Here is a 14,932-nt window from a genome sequence, read left to right as displayed (position 1 = left end):
CGGACGGTGGCCGGATGGGGAAGAAGCGAAAGCGTTAGAAACTGGGAACTGGGTCGATAATGGCCGCTTTTTTGTACTGATTAGCGAATCAGGATCAAAAAATGTTGCACTTTATGGTTCATAGAGACCAGAACGTGACTCAAGTAACATCTTCTCCAGCTGACCGCTGGCTTTCAGTTTGGCGAGCCCCCGATTGAAGGTTTTGATCAGCTCGTCAGCGTTGGCACGCTTGCGGCTGATCAACAAGTGACCTTCAACTTTCATCACGGGTTTTGAATGGGTTGCAAAGAGATCGACCGTGCTGGCCGGGTAGAACTGACGCAGGGAGTAGTAGCCGACATCGATGTTCTCCAGGGTCAGGTCCGCGCGGCCGGAGAGCAGCAGATCAAAGCTCTGGCGCAGCCGGGTGACGAACTGCACCTGCAGCGGCACCTGCGCGATGGCTGCAAAAAAATCTGCATTGTAGGTATAGCCACTGACCGCAGCCAGCTTGCGATCCGCCAGATCCTGATAGCTGCGCCATTCCAGCGGATCGGACTTGAGATAGAACCAGACGTAGGTCTCGCTCAGGATGGGATCGCTGTAGAGATGGGTTTTGCGCCGCTCGCTCGACTCATACCAGTGGACTGTGCCATCCACCACCCCCTCCTCCGACAAGCGAAAGGCCCGCTTCCAGGGCAAAAACTGAAACTTGACGCTCACCCCTTCACTCTTGAATGCCTCGCTCACCACATGGGGGATAAGCCCCTGATATTTCAGCGTCTCGGAGCAGTAAGGGGGATACTCTCCCGTGGTCAAGGTCAGCTCCTGCGCCCAGAGCCCGTGGCAAAAAAGGCTCCCCGCCAGCAACCAGCTTATTTTCATCCCGATGCCCTCTTGTTCTCTTTTCCCAACTATAGACCGCCCCCTTGAAAGGATTGCCGGATCGGCGGGGAACCGTTATGTTCCCCTTTTTCCAGGCGATCACGCCGCGTCACAAGGATATGAAGATGCCCAGGCTAGACAGCATTCACCTCTACCCCATCAAATCGACTGCAGGTATGCCGCTGGCTCTCGCCCGGGTGACCGAAGAGGGACTGGCAGGGGATCGCCGCTACATGGTGGTCAAACCGGACGGCACCTTTATCACCGCCCGAACCCATCCCCAACTGCAACAGGTTGTGGCCACCCCCATCGAAGGGGGCTTGCAACTGCGCTATCCGGGCTTTGAACCGCTCACCCTGCAAGAGGTCGACTTCAGCCGCACCCCGCAAGCTACCGGAGTCTGGAGCGACCGTTTCACCGCCCTGCACACTGACCCCAAAGCCGATGGCTGGCTAAGCCGGGTGGCAGGGGAGACGGTGCAACTGCTCTGGCTGGGTGAAACCTCTGATCGCTTTCGTGAAAAGACCGGCACCCGGGTCAGCTTTGCCGACGGTTATCCGCTGCTGCTGATAAGCCAGGCTTCCCTTGAGGATCTCAATCTGCGCTCCGATGCGCTGCACCAGATGAGCCAATTCCGCACCAATCTGGTGGCAAGCAATACCCAGCCCTTCGAGGAGGACAGCTGGGTGCGCATCCGCATCGGCGAGGTGGAATTCAAGGTGGTCAAGCCCTGCAGCCGCTGCATCATGACCACGGTGGAAGCAGGCACCGATCGCTTCAACGCCCTGAAAGAGCCGCTGGCCACCCTCACCCGCTACCGCCGTGGCGAGGATGGCGAGGTCTACTTCGGCCAGAATCTAGTGGCCCTGAACGAGGGCTGGATTGAGGCAGGCAGCGAGATCGAGGTGCTGGAGCGCACCCGTCCGGTCGTCTATCCCGCCGCCGCGCCGAAGAAGCGGGAGCTGGTCTGCGTGGCCCGCGAACCGCTGGCGCGGGATCTGGAGACCTTCTGGTTCGAAGCCGCCGATGGCGAGCCTCTGCCCGACTACCTGCCGGGCCAGCATCTGCCCATCAGTCTCGATATCAAAAACGAGCGGATCCAGCGGCGCTATACCCTGAGCTCTACGCCGGATCACCCGGAGCGTTACGGCATCAGCGTCAAAAAGGTGGAGGGTGGCCGCATCTCCCACTGGCTGCACCAGCAGTTGCAGGTGGGTGATCGGCTGCTGGCCGCCAACCCTGCTGGTGAGTTTCACTTAGGGTCCGAGCACAACCTCCTGTTGCTCTCCGCAGGCTCCGGCGTCACCCCCATGCTGGCGATAGCCCGCACCCTGGCGCTACGCGGGGAGCTGGAAGAGGTTCACTTTATGCACCTGTGCCGCAGCGAAGCGGACATTCCCGCCGCTAGCGAACTGCACGCCATGGCGCAGCAGGGGATGACCCTCACCATTATCCTGAGCCAGCCGGACAATCACTGGCAGGGGCTGCAAGGGCGACTCAATGATGAGCATCTGCAACTGGTCAAAGGATTGGCCGGGAAAGAGGTCTTTATCTGCGGCCCCCACGGCTTTATGGCCGATGCGGCGGCGAAAGTGGCAGCCCTCGGCGTTCCAGCCGCACGGATCAAACAGGAGAGTTTTGGCGGCGCGATTCTCTCGGTGGCTCGCCCCCATCAGGCGGTGCAACTGCGTATCGGCGTCCAAGCCTTTGCCGGCAACAATCAGGGCACTGTGCTGGATCAGGCCAACAAGCAAGGTGTAGAGCTGCCCTGGAGCTGCCGCGCCGGCATCTGCGGCAGTTGCAAACAGACGCTGATCTCGGGCGAGGTGGATCACCCCGACGCCCCCGCCATCACCGCCGCCGAGCGGGCAGAGGGCAAGATCCTTGCCTGCTGCGCCGTGCCGCTTACCGACCTTGAAATCCTATGATCGGGTGATCGGGCCACATTAATTCACGCCAACCCAGATGACCGGGGAATTGACCCCGGTCATCTTTATCCACACTTGTTCACCTGACCCGCCCTTAATTTGTCCCCACGGCCTTCATCAGTGAGTTTCCCTTCCTATACTCTCAGAGCAAAAAGCCTTGCCAGCCATTGACTTGGCGATGCTCCATACGACACTCAGCCATAGGGAAAGGACGCCCATACCATGGAACAGAACAAGCCCGCCTTTCAGCTCAACCTGCTGCTATCCGTCATCACCCTGATCCTGCTGTCACTGGTGTTTTTCGCCTACAGCTGGGCGGGTAAACAACTGGAAGAGAGTTATCGACAACAATATGTCTCCTACCTGCTGGCCGACGAACTGCGCCAATCCTCCGATGATCTGACCCGACTCGGGCGCACCTATGTCATCACCAAGGATCCAGCCTACGAGCAGCAGTACATGCGGATCCTGGCCATTCGCAACGGCGAACAGCCGAGGCCGGATGGCTACAACCGTATCTACTGGGACTTTGTCGCCGCCAACGGCCAGAATCCCCGCCCCGACAGCAATGTTCGCCGTGGCCTGATCGACCTGATGAAGGATGCCGGTTTCACCGACGGTGAGCTCGCCAAACTGAACGAGGCCAAAAACAACTCGGATGCCCTGGTCAACACCGAGGTCGCCGCCTTCAAACTGGTGCAGCAGACCGATGGCGACCCGGTTGCCAACCAGCAAAAAGCCATCGCCATGATGCATGACAAGGCCTATCACCAGAACAAGGGGCGCATCATGTCCCCCATCGATGACTTCTACGTGATGATGGAGCAGCGCAACCATGAGGCAGTCGAGAGCGCCATCGCCAATACCGACATGCTGCGCTATCTCTTTATCGCCCTCGGTCTGGTGTTGATGTTCTTCCTCTGGCGCACCTATCGCTCCCTGCTCGATCTGGTGGGCACCTCGGTCGAGCAGCTCAAGACCGACCTCCATATGATGGCGGAAGGGGACTTCTCGCGCCCCATCAAGGTGCCGCCAGGATCGAAAGAGAGCCTGATCGGTCTTCTCGGCGGTATGCAGACCACCCTCAAGGGGATCATCGCCAAGGTCTCTCACTCCACCGAGGAGCTGTCCCACTCTGCTGACAGCATCGCCCAGATCGCCGAGCAGACTGCCCAGTTTGCCACCGATCAGCAAACCAGCACCCAGACCATGGCCGCCGCCATCGAGGAGCTGGTAGTGAGCATCAGCCACCTCTCCGACAACGCCACCCATGCCGACGAGCTGAGCAAGGTCTCCGCCAATACCCTGGAGGAGGGTTCGGGGGTCATTAAAGAGACTCTCGGCAGCATCGAGAATATCTCCACCACTGTGGGGGATGCGGCCAGCACCATCTCCGAGCTCAACGGCCATACCCAGCAGATTTCGGAGATCATCGGGGTGATCCGCGGCATCGCCGATCAGACCAACCTGCTGGCTCTCAACGCGGCCATCGAGGCAGCGCGGGCCGGTGAACAGGGTCGCGGCTTTGCGGTGGTGGCCGACGAGGTGCGCAATCTGGCCAGTCGCTCGGCAGCCTCAACCCAGCAGATCACCGGGATGATCAGCAAGATCCAGAGCGGGGCGGATGCCTCCATTCGCAGCATGGAGAACACGGTCAACAACGTCTCCCGTGGGGTCACGCTGGCCAACCAGACCGGCGAGGCGATCGCCAGCATCCAGAGCCACGCCTCCAACCTCACCGGCCTGATGGGGGAGATCAGCCACACCCTGCGCGAGCAGTCCACCGCAGCCAACGAGGTGGTCTCTACCGTCGGCAACATCACCTCCCTCTCCGAGCAATCGGGGGATGCCGCCCGCCACGTGTCCCAAGAGGCGGCCAAGCTCAAGCAGCTGTCACGGGTACTGCGCCAGGAGATGGGACACTTCAAGCTTTAAAGAACGCTGAAAAGCAAAACGGCTGCCCGAAGGCAGCCGTTTTTTATTCGGGGTGATCCCACGTCATTCAGTATCTATCAACCACGCAGGGCGGCGATACGCTGCTCGATGGGCGGGTGGCTCATGAACAGCTCGCTCATGGAGCGCTTGCCGTTGATGCCAAAGGCCATCATGGAGCCTTCCAGCTGCGGCTCGGCACCGCGGGAGAGGCGCTCAAGGGCGGCAATCATCTTGTCGCGACCGGCCAGCTTGGCGGCACCGGCATCGGCACGGAACTCACGCTGACGGCTGAACCACATGACGATGATAGAGGCCAGAATACCGAACAGCATCTCCAGCACGAACACGGTGATCATGTAAGCAAAACCGCCGGTGCTGCTGCTCTCTTCCTCGTTGTTGGAGCTGAAGAAGTTGCTGATCACGCCAGCCACGATACGGGCGAAGAACATCACGAAGGTGTTCACTACACCCTGGATCAGGGTCAGGGTCACCATGTCGCCATTGGCCACGTGGCTAACCTCGTGGGCCAGTACAGCTTCCGCCTCGTCACGGCTCATGCTGTAGAGCAGGCCGGAGGAGACCGCCACCAGCGAATCATCGCGGCGGGCGCCGGTCGCAAAGGCGTTCATCTCGGGAGAGTCGTAGATCCCCACTTCCGGCATCTTGATACCCGCTTCGCGGGCCTGACGGGCCACAGTACTCACCAGCCAGTGCTCGGTCTCGTTACGGGGTTGCTCGATGACCTGGACGCCATAGCTGCGCTTGGCCATCCACTTGGACATCAGCAAGGAGATAAAGGAACCCCCAAAACCGAACACGGCACAGAACACCAACAGCCCGGAAATGCTGGACTTGTTGATCCCCAGAACCGAGAACAGGATATTGAGTACCACCCCCAGCACCAGCATGACGGCCAGGTTGGTCACCAGGAATAGCATAATTCGCTTCATATAGACTCCTTGTGAAGATAAGGGACATGACCGGGGATCACTCGGGATCCCCACCTGATCATGTTAATGTCGACATTCTAGGGAGATTCGATGAATGTTCGCTGAATATGCCGTCAAAGTAGCGGCGAGATATCGAGACGCCCCTGCAAATCGGCTTCAAGCGGATTGTTTATAAACGGAATTTCGCCGAGGAAGGGGGCTGGCAGCAAGCCCCTCAGGGTGTCCAGATTTTCCTGATAATGGCTCATGGAACCATGGAGCCGATTAATTACCCACCCCGCTACCGGCAACTGATCATTGCGAATGGCGGCAAAGGTGAGCAGCGCATGGTTGAGGCAACCCAGCTTGGCCCCCACCACCATGATCACCGCCATGTTCTCCTGCTTGACCCAGTCCGACAGCAGATGCTTGCGATCGAGCGGCAGATACCAGCCCCCCGCCCCTTCCACTACCGCCAGTTCGGCCCCGGCCTGTTCAATCTTGCGTAGCCCCTCGCTCAACCCCTGCATGGTGATAGGCTGGCGCGCCTCGCTGGCGGCGATGTGGGGCGCAATCGGCGGCTCATAGGCGAACGGATTGACCACCTCATAGGGCAGCGGCAGACTCGCCGCCTCCTGCAACAGAACGGCATCCAGGTTGCGCAGCCCGTCCGGGGTGCGGGCACATCCGGCCGAGACCGGCTTGTAACCCGCGCACTTGATTCCCTGTGCGCTGAATTCGCGCAGCAGGGTGCGCGCCACCAGCGTCTTGCCCACATCGGTATCGGTGCCGGTGATAAAGAATGATTTCATACGGTTCTCTCCTTGGCAGGGAGTGGCACACTGCCCTGCACACACTGCGATTCCCGGCGCTCAGCGAGGCTTGCTGAGGCGGCCGAGGCACACCCGATAACTGGCGACCAGCCTGCCATCGGGCTGGCGAAACGCCTCATACGCCTGAGCCAGCTGCTGCAATCTGGCGCGACCACTCAGACCGGCCGGGGCGGCACTCCCCTGATTGTCATTGACCTGATTGGCCCCAATCCCCTTGAGATCGCGCAACAACTGCGGCAATTCAAGATAGGCGAGATCCCAAGTGATACAACGCAGCTCGGGAGCAGATACCCCGGCGCTCGCCAGCGCCTGCTCCAATTGTGGCAGGCTGAGGAAGCGATTGACATGGGCGCGACAATCAAGCTGCTGCCAGGCGGCTCGCAACTGCCAGAGCGACTCATCGAGCAGGGTCGAGAAAAAGATCTGGCCGCCCGGTTTGACCACCCGCAGCAGCTCGCCGAAAGCCTGGGCCGGACGCTCGCACCACTGCAGCGCCAGACTGGAGAAAATCCAGTCGAACGCGTTATCGGCGAAAGGAAGCTGCTCCGCATCGCCGCAGAGCAGGCGAGCACCGCTGCCACGCAAGGCGGCCTGCGCCAGCATGCCGGGGGCGAGATCCAGCCCCACCAGCTGGTGACAACGGTTCGCCAGTTGGGGCAAGAAAAAGCCGGTGCCGCAGCCCAGATCCAGCCCACTCACCGTCAGATCAGTGCCAACCAGCCTGTCTGGCATCCATTCCAGCAGCGCCTGCCCCACCTCCTGCTGAAAACGGGCGTGGGCATCGTAATGACGAGCGGCGGCGCCGAAACGGCGAGCAAGCTGCGCCTTGTCGACCGTTTGAAAACGCTCAGCCATAGTGAGCCTCCCCAAGCGTTGTAACTGCAGGGCAGACCCCCAAGGCATCGAGCAAGCGATCCACATCCTGCTCGCGGTGAGCCGCGCTCAGGGTAATGCGCAGCCGGGCCGTACCGACTGGCACCGTGGGCGGGCGGATGGCGCTCACCCAGACGCCGCGCTCCCGCAGCCGTTCAGCCAGTTGCAGGGCAACACTGCTCTCCCCCACCAGCAGCGGCTGGATCGGGGTGTCGCTCGCCCCCAGTTGCCAACCCAACGCCTGTGCCCCTTGCCGGAAGCGAGCGATCAGCTGGCCAAGATGGGCGCGGGACTCATCAGCCGCGCGCACCAGTTCGATGCTCTTGCTGACCGCGCAAGCCTGCGCGGCGGGCATATGGGTGCTGTAGACATAGTGGCGAGCGAAGTTGACCAGATACTCCACCAGTTCGCGACTGCCGCCGACAAAGGCACCGGCAACCCCGAGCGCCTTGCCAAAAGTGCCCATCTGGATGTGTACGCTGGCAGGAGCAACCCCCTGCGCCGCCAGGGTGCCGCGCCCCTCGGATCCCAGCACACCAAGACCATGGGCATCGTCGATCATCAGCCAGTTGCCGCTCCGGGCGGCGAGGGTTGCGAGCTCACCCCAGGTGGCCTGATCCCCGTCCATGCTGAACACCCCTTCCGAGACAATCAGTCCGCGATTTGGCTCAAGCTGCCGTTCAAGGGCCGCCATATCGTTGTGGGCAAAGCGCTTCATCTTGCAGGGGAGCTGGCTGCCCATCTCCTGCAGGGAGGCGTGGTTGAGTTTGTCCTGCCACAGCAGATGTTCCTTGCCGAGCAGGGCTTTGAGCACCGCCTGATTGGCGGAAAAACCGCAGTTGAACAGCAGCACCGCCTCCACTCCGAGCCACTCGGCCAGGGTCTCCTCAAGCTGTTGGTGGGCATGACTGTAACCGGTCACCAGTGGCGAGGCACCGGCGCCCGCACCATAGCGCTCAATCCCCGCGTTGAAGGCGGCCTTGATGGCGCCGTGATCTGCCAGTCCCAGATAGTCGTTGGCGGAAAAGTTGAGGTAGTCGCGCCCCGCAACCTTGAGCCGCCCGCCACTCGCCCCGTCGGTCGCGATGCGGTTGCGCAGCAGACCCACCTGCTCGCGCCCGGCCAGCGCCGCGCTCAACCCAAAGGGGCCCGTTACTGCAGGGCCCTTCATGACCTAGCGGCCCCAGCACGGGGGCGGGTGGCGTCATAAAACATTTCGGCAGGTTCGCTCTGGCGGCTCACCTCGGCCAGCAGCTCCTCTTCTTGAACCTGATCCGGCTTCTGGGCCCGCTGGGCGGGGCGAATGCCGAGCCGCTTGAACAGCTGCATATCGCTGTTTTCGTCCGGGTTGGGGGTGGTCAGCAACTTGCAGCCATAGAAAATGGAGTTGGCCCCCGCCATAAAGCACATCGCCTGCATCTGCTCGTTCATCTTCTCCCGCCCGGCTGAGAGGCGCACATGGGAGGCGGGCATCATGATCCGCGCCACGGCGATGGTGCGGATAAATTCGAATGGATCGAGGTTCTCCTCGTTCTCCAGCGGCGTTCCCTTCACCTTGACCAGCATGTTGATGGGCACACTCTCCGGGTGCCGCGGCAGGTTGGCGAGCGCCATCAAGAGTCCCGCACGGTCTTTGGCCTGCTCACCCATGCCGACGATGCCGCCAGAGCAGACCTTCATGCCCGCACTGCGCACATGCTCCAGGGTATCGAGCCTGTCCTGATAGGTGCGGGTGGAGATGATCTCGCCGTAAAACTCCGGCGAGGTGTCGAGGTTGTGGTTGTAGTAATCGAGCCCCGCAGCGCCAAGACGTACCGCCTGATCGGCGGTGAGCATCCCCAGCGTCATGCAGGTCTCCATACCGAGCCCGCGCACCTCCTCAATCATCCGGATGATGTAGGGCATGTCCTTCTCTTTGGGATTGCGCCAGGCGGCCCCCATGCAAAAGCGTGACGAGCCGTTGGCCTTCGCTTCGCGGGCCCGCTCCAGCACCTTTTCCACCTCCATCAGCCGCTCGGCCTCAAGCCCGGTGTGGTAACGGGCGCTCTGGGGGCAGTATTTGCAATCTTCCGGACAGGCGCCGGTCTTGATGGAGAGCAAAGTGCTCACCTGCACTTCGTTCGGGTCAAAGTGGGCGCGGTGGACGGTCTGGGCCTGAAACAGCAGATCGTTGAATGGCAGGGCAAACAGGGCCTGAACCTCGGCGAGGGTCCAGTCATGACGAAGGGCGTGACCGCCCACGGTGAGAGCATTCATACATGGCTTCCGGTTGTTATTAGTGGGATCCTGCGCCCGCCATCTTGGGATGGACGGCCACAAAACCCGCCGCCGGGCCTGCGCGCTCAGGGTGAGGCGCAGTGCCAAGTGGCTGAAATTGTTGGCTAGTGTAGAGAGCACGCGTAGACTGTCAACACCGACCAGATCAAATCAATTGACAACAGAATATAAAATGACCAACCAAGAGTTCGACCTGCACCACATCTGGCACCCCTATACCTCCCTCACTCACCCCCTGCCCTGCTATGAAGTAGCCAGCGCCAAAGGGGTGAAGATCACTCTCAGCGACGGCCGTGAACTGGTGGATGGCATGAGCTCCTGGTGGGCTTGCGTGCACGGCTATCAGGTGCCGGAGCTGGACGCCGCCGCCACCGCCCAGCTCGGCAAGATGTCCCACGTGATGTTTGGCGGCCTCACCCACGCTCCGGCGGTTGAGCTCTGCCGCAAGCTGGTGGAGATCACTCCGAAGGGGCTTGATCGGGTATTTCTGGCGGATTCCGGCTCGGTGGCAGTGGAAGTGGCACTCAAGATGGCCCAGCAGTACTGGCACGCCAAGGGGACGCCCAGAGCCAAGTTTGTCGCCCTGCGTAGCGGCTATCACGGCGACACGTTTGGCGCCATGAGCGTCTGCGATCCCGATGGCGGCATGCATGAGCTCTACAAGGGATTCCTGCCGGAACACTATTTTGTCGATGCGCCCAGCTGTCGCTTCCACGCCGAGTGGGATGAGCAGTGCGTGGTGGAGCTGGCGACACTCATGGCGGATCATCACGAGGAGATCGCCGCCATCGTGCTTGAGCCCATAGTACAGGGCGCTGGCGGCATGCGCTTCTATCACCCCCGCTACCTGCAGTGGGTGCGCGCCCTGTGCGACGAGTTCGGCGTGCTGCTGATTGCTGACGAGATTGCCACCGGCTTTGGCCGCACCGGCCAGCTGTTTGCATGCGACTGGGCGGGGATCAGCCCCGACATCATGTGTCTGGGCAAGGCGCTTACCGGCGGCTACCTCACCCTCTCGGCGACCCTGACCACCGAGCATGTCGCCCGCACCATCTGTGACGGCAAGGCGGGCGTTTTTATGCACGGCCCCACCTTTATGGGCAACCCGCTCGCCTGCGCGGTGGCCAACGCCTCCATCGATCTGCTGCTGGCCTCACCGTGGCAGGAGCGGGTGCGCGCCATCGAGCATCAGCTGCGTACCGAGCTGGTGGAGCTGACCCTGCACCCGGCGGTCGCGGATGTGCGGGTGCTCGGCGCCATCGGGGTGGTGGAGATGAAAGAGCGGGTGGATGTGGCGCGCATCCAGCGCAAATTTGTCGAACTGGGCGCCTGGATCCGCCCCTTTGGCAAGCTGGTCTACCTGATGCCTCCGTTCGTCATCACCCCTGAAGAGCTGCGGGTATTGACCGGCGCCATCCGTCAGGCCATCGCCGAAGGCGAGTTTTAATGCATGCAGCGGGCGGCCATCGCTGCCGCCCGTTTGACTACCGGCATTTGATATATAAAGAGGGCAACTTTATCCACTTCAGTGCAGTTTCACTTGCCGTAATGTGAGCAAAACACCAGACCTGAGGCCCCAAGAGGGGTAAACTGCTGCGGTTTTACCATCAAGAAAGACTGCTCATGCGCCTCTCCATTGCTGCCAAAATCAACTTTTTCCTGCTCTTCATCTTCTCCATGGTACTGGTCTTCTCCGCAGCCTATCAGGCGGTGCGCGAGCGCGATCTCATCCTGACCCTCATCAAGGAGCAGAGCCGCGAGCAGACCGAAGCCTATTTCGACGGCCTCAACATGCTGATGCTGACCGGCAAGATGGATGCCCGCGATACCCTGCGCGGCAAGTTTCTCGACCACGCCCATGTGGAGGATGCCCGCATCGTTCGTGGCGATGCGGTGAGCAAACAGTTCGGGCCGGGACGGGAGACAGAGCAGGTAAAAGATGAGTTTGATGAGCTGGCTCTGGCGAGCAAAGGGAGCCTGGAGGTGGTGCACAACGGCATGCACAGCCGTCTGGTGGTCACCCGACCGCTGCTGGCCAAGAAGGATTTTCGCGGCACCGACTGCACCAGCTGTCATCTGGTGCCGGAGAACACTGTGTTAGGGGCGGTGCGCTTTGACTACTCCCTCGATTCGCTGTTTACCCGGGTCGAGCAGAATATTCTCACCTCGGCGCTCATTCTCACCGGCATCTTCGGGATGGGACTGCTGCTGACCCTCTGGGTCATCCGCACCTGGATCGTGCGCCCTCTCAACCAGTTGACCCGCTCCATGGAAGAGGCCACCGACTTGCACGACTTCGGCCACCGGCTGGAGGGGGATGACGGCGACGAGATTGGCCGGGTGGCGGTGGCCTACAACCAGATGCTCGACAGCGTGGAGCGCCAGCTCGGCAAGCGCACCAAGGCCAGCAGGCAGGAGCCGGATCAGCCCCGCTAAGACGAACGCTTAACCGACGTAGTAGAAGAGCAAGCTGGCGATCAGCACCAATAGCAGGATGGCCAGATTGACATGCCGGGAGTCATCCTGACGGCGGCTGCGCTTGCGCTCCAGCAGCAACACCGCCAGCGTCAGGGCGCAGCAGCTCCAGAGCCCGTAGACCAGCCAGGGGGTAAGGGCCGGGTCCCAATAATCGCGCACCTCGATCCCGCCATAGACCAGAAAACCGTAGGCAATTTCGGGCCGGGCATAGTGGTAAAGGGAGAGCAGCACGATAAAGCCGCCCCAGCAGAGCATCACCAGCCCCTGCAACACCCGTGTCAGCCAATCTGGCCCATGCCGCCGATCTTTCACCCACCTCTCCTGCGCCCGTGACACTCTTGTTGAGTGAACCATGCCGAAAACCCCACCAGAGTCCGACATTTTTGCTTGTTTATCAAACCCGCGCGGGTAAGATTGACGGCTTAGTCTGCCATGGTGGGCCATCTGTGCCCGGGCCAGACTCCCTAGTGTTGCAAATAGCGCTGCAAGAACAAGCTGGAGACAATATTTCGATGACGCACGCATCCGTAGTAGATGTGCTGGCCGGTAAGTATCCGGTCGGCACCACCCATACTGTCAAAGGGTGGATCCGGACTCGCCGTGATTCCAAGGCGGGGATCTCATTTTTGGCCATTTCCGATGGCTCCTGTTTCCATCCGGTACAGGCAGTTGTCCCCAATACCCTGGCCAATTACGAGAATGAAGTGCTGCGTCTGACCACTGCCTGCTCCGTGGAAGTGACCGGCGTGGTTGCCGCCTCTCAGGGCAGCGGCCAGGCTTTCGAACTGCAGGCGACCAAGGTGAAGGTAGTCGGCTGGGTCGAAGATCCGGACACCTACCCGATGGCCGCCAAGCGCCACAGCATCGAATACCTGCGTGAACAGGCCCACCTGCGCCCGCGCACCAACATCGTTGGCGCCGTGACCCGCGTTCGTCACTGCCTGGCGCAAGCCATCCACCGCTTCTTCCACGAAGAGGGTTTCCTCTGGGTTGCGACCCCGCTCATCACCGCCTCTGACACCGAAGGTGCCGGCGAGATGTTCCGCGTCTCCACTCTGGACATGGAAAACCTGCCGCGCACCGACGCCGGCAAGGTGGACTACAACGAAGATTTCTTCGGCAAAGAGGCTTTCCTGACCGTATCCGGCCAGCTGAACGCCGAAACCTATGCCTGCGCACTCTCCAAGGTCTACACCTTCGGCCCGACCTTCCGCGCTGAAAACTCCAACACCAGCCGCCACCTGGCCGAGTTCTGGATGGTTGAGCCGGAAGTGGCCTTCAACGATCTGGAAGATAACGCCGCACTGGCCGAAGCCATGCTGAAGTATGTCTTCAACGCCGTACTGACCGAGCGTCGCGACGATCTGGAGTTCTTCGCCCAGCACGTGGACAAGGATGCCATCGGCCGTCTGGAGCGTTTCGTCTCCTCCGACTTCGCCCAGATCGACTACACCGACGCCATCGAAGTGCTGAAAAACTGCGGCAAGAAGTTCGAGTTCCCGGTCTCCTGGGGTATCGATCTCTCCTCCGAGCACGAGCGCTATCTGGCCGAGGAGCACTTCAAGTCTCCGGTGGTGGTGAAGAACTACCCGAAAGATATCAAGGCCTTCTACATGCGCCTCAACGACGACGGCAAGACCGTTGCCGCGATGGACGTACTGGCACCGGGCATCGGCGAGATCATCGGTGGTTCCCAGCGTGAAGAGCGTCTGGACGTGCTGGATGCCCGCCTGGCCGAGATGGGCCTGAACAAGGAAGATTACTGGTGGTATCGCGACCTGCGTCGCTTCGGTACCGTGCCGCACTCCGGCTTCGGTCTGGGCTTCGAGCGTCTGGTTGTATACGTGACCGGCATGGGCAACGTCCGCGACGTGATCCCGTTCCCGCGTACTCCGCGTACCGCCGAGTTCTGATCAGCGGCATCTTGCCACTGCATTGCAAAAGCCGACCTGTGGGTCGGCTTTTTTATTGTCACCGTTATGGGTGATACTCAGGATCAACCGGCACAAGGAACTCGTCGCCTATGGGATATCGCCTGCTGCTCTCGCTATTGCTGTCCTGCATGCCTGTTCAACTGTGGGCCGAGCCCGTTCGTCTGACCACCCTGGAGTGGCCCCCCTACACCAGCCAGAGCCTGCCCGATGGCGGCCTCACCGGTCATATCGTCAAACGCGCCTTTGCCGAAGCGGGACTGGAGGTGACGTTCGACTTCTATCCCTGGCAGCGGGCGGTACGGCTGGCGGCCGACCCGACCCAGCCTTATAGCGGCTATTTTCCCGAGTACCTCTCCGATACCCTGCCCACCCTGTGGCGCAGCTCCCCCAGCGTGGGCGACAGCGTGCTGGGCATGGCGCAGCGCTCAGGCCCCCCCATCCCCTGGCAGCAGCTCACGGATCTCGCCCCCTACCGGATCGGCGTAGTGGAGGGATACGTCAACACCCGTGAATTCGATGCCCTGATGGCCAGCAAGCGCCTCAACACTGCCGCCGTCGATTCCGACCTGCTCAACCTGCGCAAATTGCAGCGCGACCGGCTCGATCTGGCGGTGATCGATCGGGATGTCTTTCACTGGCTCATCAACCATGATCGCAAGCTGAGCAGCTCCGGATTGCAATTTCACCCGAAGATCCTCGAACACAAGAGCCTGCACATCATGTTTCACCCCGATCAGCAGGCGTTGCAACAACGGGTGGCACAGGCCATTGCCAGACTCGATATTGCCAAGCTGAGCGAAGATTATCAGCGCCGCTATCTGCAGCAAGCACCTGCGGCCAAGTGAGCCAACCCGCCGAAGTCAGCCCTTGCTGGCATAAAT

Annotated in this window: 13 protein-coding genes; 6 read left to right on the top strand and 7 right to left on the bottom strand. The window is 61.0% G+C overall.

Features of this window, described 5'->3' with window-relative positions; genetic code table 11:
* Positions 1 to 111: 111 nt before the first annotated feature.
* Positions 112 to 864, bottom strand: coding sequence for an ABC transporter substrate-binding protein (locus tag I6L47_RS21350; RefSeq protein WP_120415265.1), 753 nt, complete (start codon positions 862 to 864; stop codon positions 112 to 114).
* 77 nt (positions 865 to 941) lie between these two features.
* On the opposite strand from I6L47_RS21350, the gene I6L47_RS21345 reads away from it, so the two are divergent.
* Positions 942 to 2,792: an MOSC N-terminal beta barrel domain-containing protein gene (locus I6L47_RS21345; protein ID WP_216948313.1), complete on the top strand. Its 1,851-nt coding sequence runs from the start codon at positions 942 to 944 to the stop codon at positions 2,790 to 2,792.
* A gap of 222 nt (positions 2,793 to 3,014) precedes the next feature.
* Positions 3,015 to 4,727, top strand: a complete 1,713-nt coding sequence (locus I6L47_RS21340; protein ID WP_069527875.1) for a methyl-accepting chemotaxis protein — start codon at positions 3,015 to 3,017, stop codon at positions 4,725 to 4,727.
* A 77-nt stretch (positions 4,728 to 4,804) separates the two neighbouring features.
* Here I6L47_RS21340 and htpX read toward each other — a convergent pair whose 3' ends face one another.
* The 5 genes from htpX to bioB all read right to left on the bottom strand — a co-directional run bounded on the left by htpX (position 4,805) and on the right by bioB (position 9,618).
* Positions 4,805 to 5,677, bottom strand: a complete 873-nt coding sequence (gene htpX, locus I6L47_RS21335; RefSeq protein WP_005337890.1) for a protease HtpX — start codon at positions 5,675 to 5,677, stop codon at positions 4,805 to 4,807.
* Positions 5,678 to 5,790: 113 nt separating this feature from the next.
* Positions 5,791 to 6,468 carry a dethiobiotin synthase gene (bioD, locus tag I6L47_RS21330; protein ID WP_005337893.1) on the bottom strand — a complete coding sequence of 226 codons (678 nt, stop codon included), beginning with the start codon at positions 6,466 to 6,468 and terminating at the stop codon, positions 5,791 to 5,793.
* A gap of 60 nt (positions 6,469 to 6,528) precedes the next feature.
* Entirely contained in the window at positions 6,529 to 7,344 is an 816-nt protein-coding gene (bioC, locus tag I6L47_RS21325) for a malonyl-ACP O-methyltransferase BioC (protein WP_216948312.1), read from the bottom strand.
* Complete coding sequence (gene bioF, locus I6L47_RS21320; protein ID WP_216948311.1) at positions 7,337 to 8,533, bottom strand: 8-amino-7-oxononanoate synthase; 1,197 nt, start codon at positions 8,531 to 8,533, stop codon at positions 7,337 to 7,339. Before bioF ends, bioC begins: the two co-directional genes overlap by 8 nt.
* Positions 8,530 to 9,618 (bottom strand): biotin synthase BioB, encoded by a 1,089-nt coding sequence (gene bioB, locus I6L47_RS21315; RefSeq protein ID WP_216948310.1) that lies wholly within the window; start codon positions 9,616 to 9,618, stop codon positions 8,530 to 8,532. The genes bioF and bioB overlap by 4 nt, the downstream gene beginning before the upstream one ends.
* A 193-nt stretch (positions 9,619 to 9,811) precedes the next feature.
* Between bioB and bioA the strand changes: the two genes are divergently transcribed.
* Both bioA and I6L47_RS21305 read left to right on the top strand, forming a co-directional pair.
* Positions 9,812 to 11,086, top strand: coding sequence for an adenosylmethionine--8-amino-7-oxononanoate transaminase (gene bioA, locus I6L47_RS21310; protein WP_216948309.1), 1,275 nt, complete (start codon positions 9,812 to 9,814; stop codon positions 11,084 to 11,086).
* A 176-nt stretch (positions 11,087 to 11,262) separates the two neighbouring features.
* Entirely contained in the window at positions 11,263 to 12,075 is an 813-nt protein-coding gene (locus I6L47_RS21305) for a HAMP domain-containing protein (RefSeq protein WP_216948308.1), read from the top strand.
* A gap of 9 nt (positions 12,076 to 12,084) precedes the next feature.
* On the opposite strand, the gene I6L47_RS21300 is transcribed toward I6L47_RS21305, so the two are convergent.
* Positions 12,085 to 12,429, bottom strand: a complete 345-nt coding sequence (locus I6L47_RS21300) for a hypothetical protein (RefSeq protein ID WP_005359354.1) — start codon at positions 12,427 to 12,429, stop codon at positions 12,085 to 12,087.
* 200 nt (positions 12,430 to 12,629) lie between these two features.
* Here I6L47_RS21300 and asnS point away from each other — a divergent pair, with 200 nt between their 5' ends.
* Complete coding sequence (asnS, locus tag I6L47_RS21295) at positions 12,630 to 14,030, top strand: asparagine--tRNA ligase (protein WP_216948307.1); 1,401 nt, start codon at positions 12,630 to 12,632, stop codon at positions 14,028 to 14,030.
* A 110-nt stretch (positions 14,031 to 14,140) separates the two neighbouring features.
* Positions 14,141 to 14,896: an ABC transporter substrate-binding protein gene (locus I6L47_RS21290; protein WP_129504358.1), complete on the top strand. Its 756-nt coding sequence runs from the start codon at positions 14,141 to 14,143 to the stop codon at positions 14,894 to 14,896.
* The last annotated feature ends 36 nt before the right edge of the window (positions 14,897 to 14,932 follow it).

It is taken from the genome of Aeromonas sp. FDAARGOS 1417, from assembly GCF_019046985.1.
GTDB lineage: Bacteria > Pseudomonadota > Gammaproteobacteria > Enterobacterales > Aeromonadaceae > Aeromonas > Aeromonas veronii.
Note: the sequence above shows the minus strand (reverse complement) of the source record. Positions and strands in the feature narration are given on the sequence as shown.

Excerpts from the sequence above, each read along its gene's own strand:
- bioD (WP_005337893.1), bottom strand. The coding sequence starts at position 6,468 with ATGAAATCATTCTTTATCACCGGCACCGATACCGATGTGGGCAAGACG.
- bioB (WP_216948310.1), bottom strand. The coding sequence starts at position 9,618 with ATGAATGCTCTCACCGTGGGCGGTCACGCCCTTCGTCATGACTGGACC.
- bioF (WP_216948311.1), bottom strand. The coding sequence starts at position 8,533 with ATGAAGGGCCCTGCAGTAACGGGCCCCTTTGGGTTGAGCGCGGCGCTG.
- I6L47_RS21290 (WP_129504358.1), top strand. The coding sequence starts at position 14,141 with ATGGGATATCGCCTGCTGCTCTCGCTATTGCTGTCCTGCATGCCTGTT.
- htpX (WP_005337890.1), bottom strand. The coding sequence starts at position 5,677 with ATGAAGCGAATTATGCTATTCCTGGTGACCAACCTGGCCGTCATGCTG.
- asnS (WP_216948307.1), top strand. The coding sequence starts at position 12,630 with ATGACGCACGCATCCGTAGTAGATGTGCTGGCCGGTAAGTATCCGGTC.
- I6L47_RS21345 (WP_216948313.1), top strand. The coding sequence starts at position 942 with ATGTTCCCCTTTTTCCAGGCGATCACGCCGCGTCACAAGGATATGAAG.
- I6L47_RS21340 (WP_069527875.1), top strand. The coding sequence starts at position 3,015 with ATGGAACAGAACAAGCCCGCCTTTCAGCTCAACCTGCTGCTATCCGTC.
- I6L47_RS21305 (WP_216948308.1), top strand. The coding sequence starts at position 11,263 with ATGCGCCTCTCCATTGCTGCCAAAATCAACTTTTTCCTGCTCTTCATC.
- I6L47_RS21350 (WP_120415265.1), bottom strand. The coding sequence starts at position 864 with ATGAAAATAAGCTGGTTGCTGGCGGGGAGCCTTTTTTGCCACGGGCTC.
- bioA (WP_216948309.1), top strand. The coding sequence starts at position 9,812 with ATGACCAACCAAGAGTTCGACCTGCACCACATCTGGCACCCCTATACC.
- bioC (WP_216948312.1), bottom strand. The coding sequence starts at position 7,344 with ATGGCTGAGCGTTTTCAAACGGTCGACAAGGCGCAGCTTGCTCGCCGT.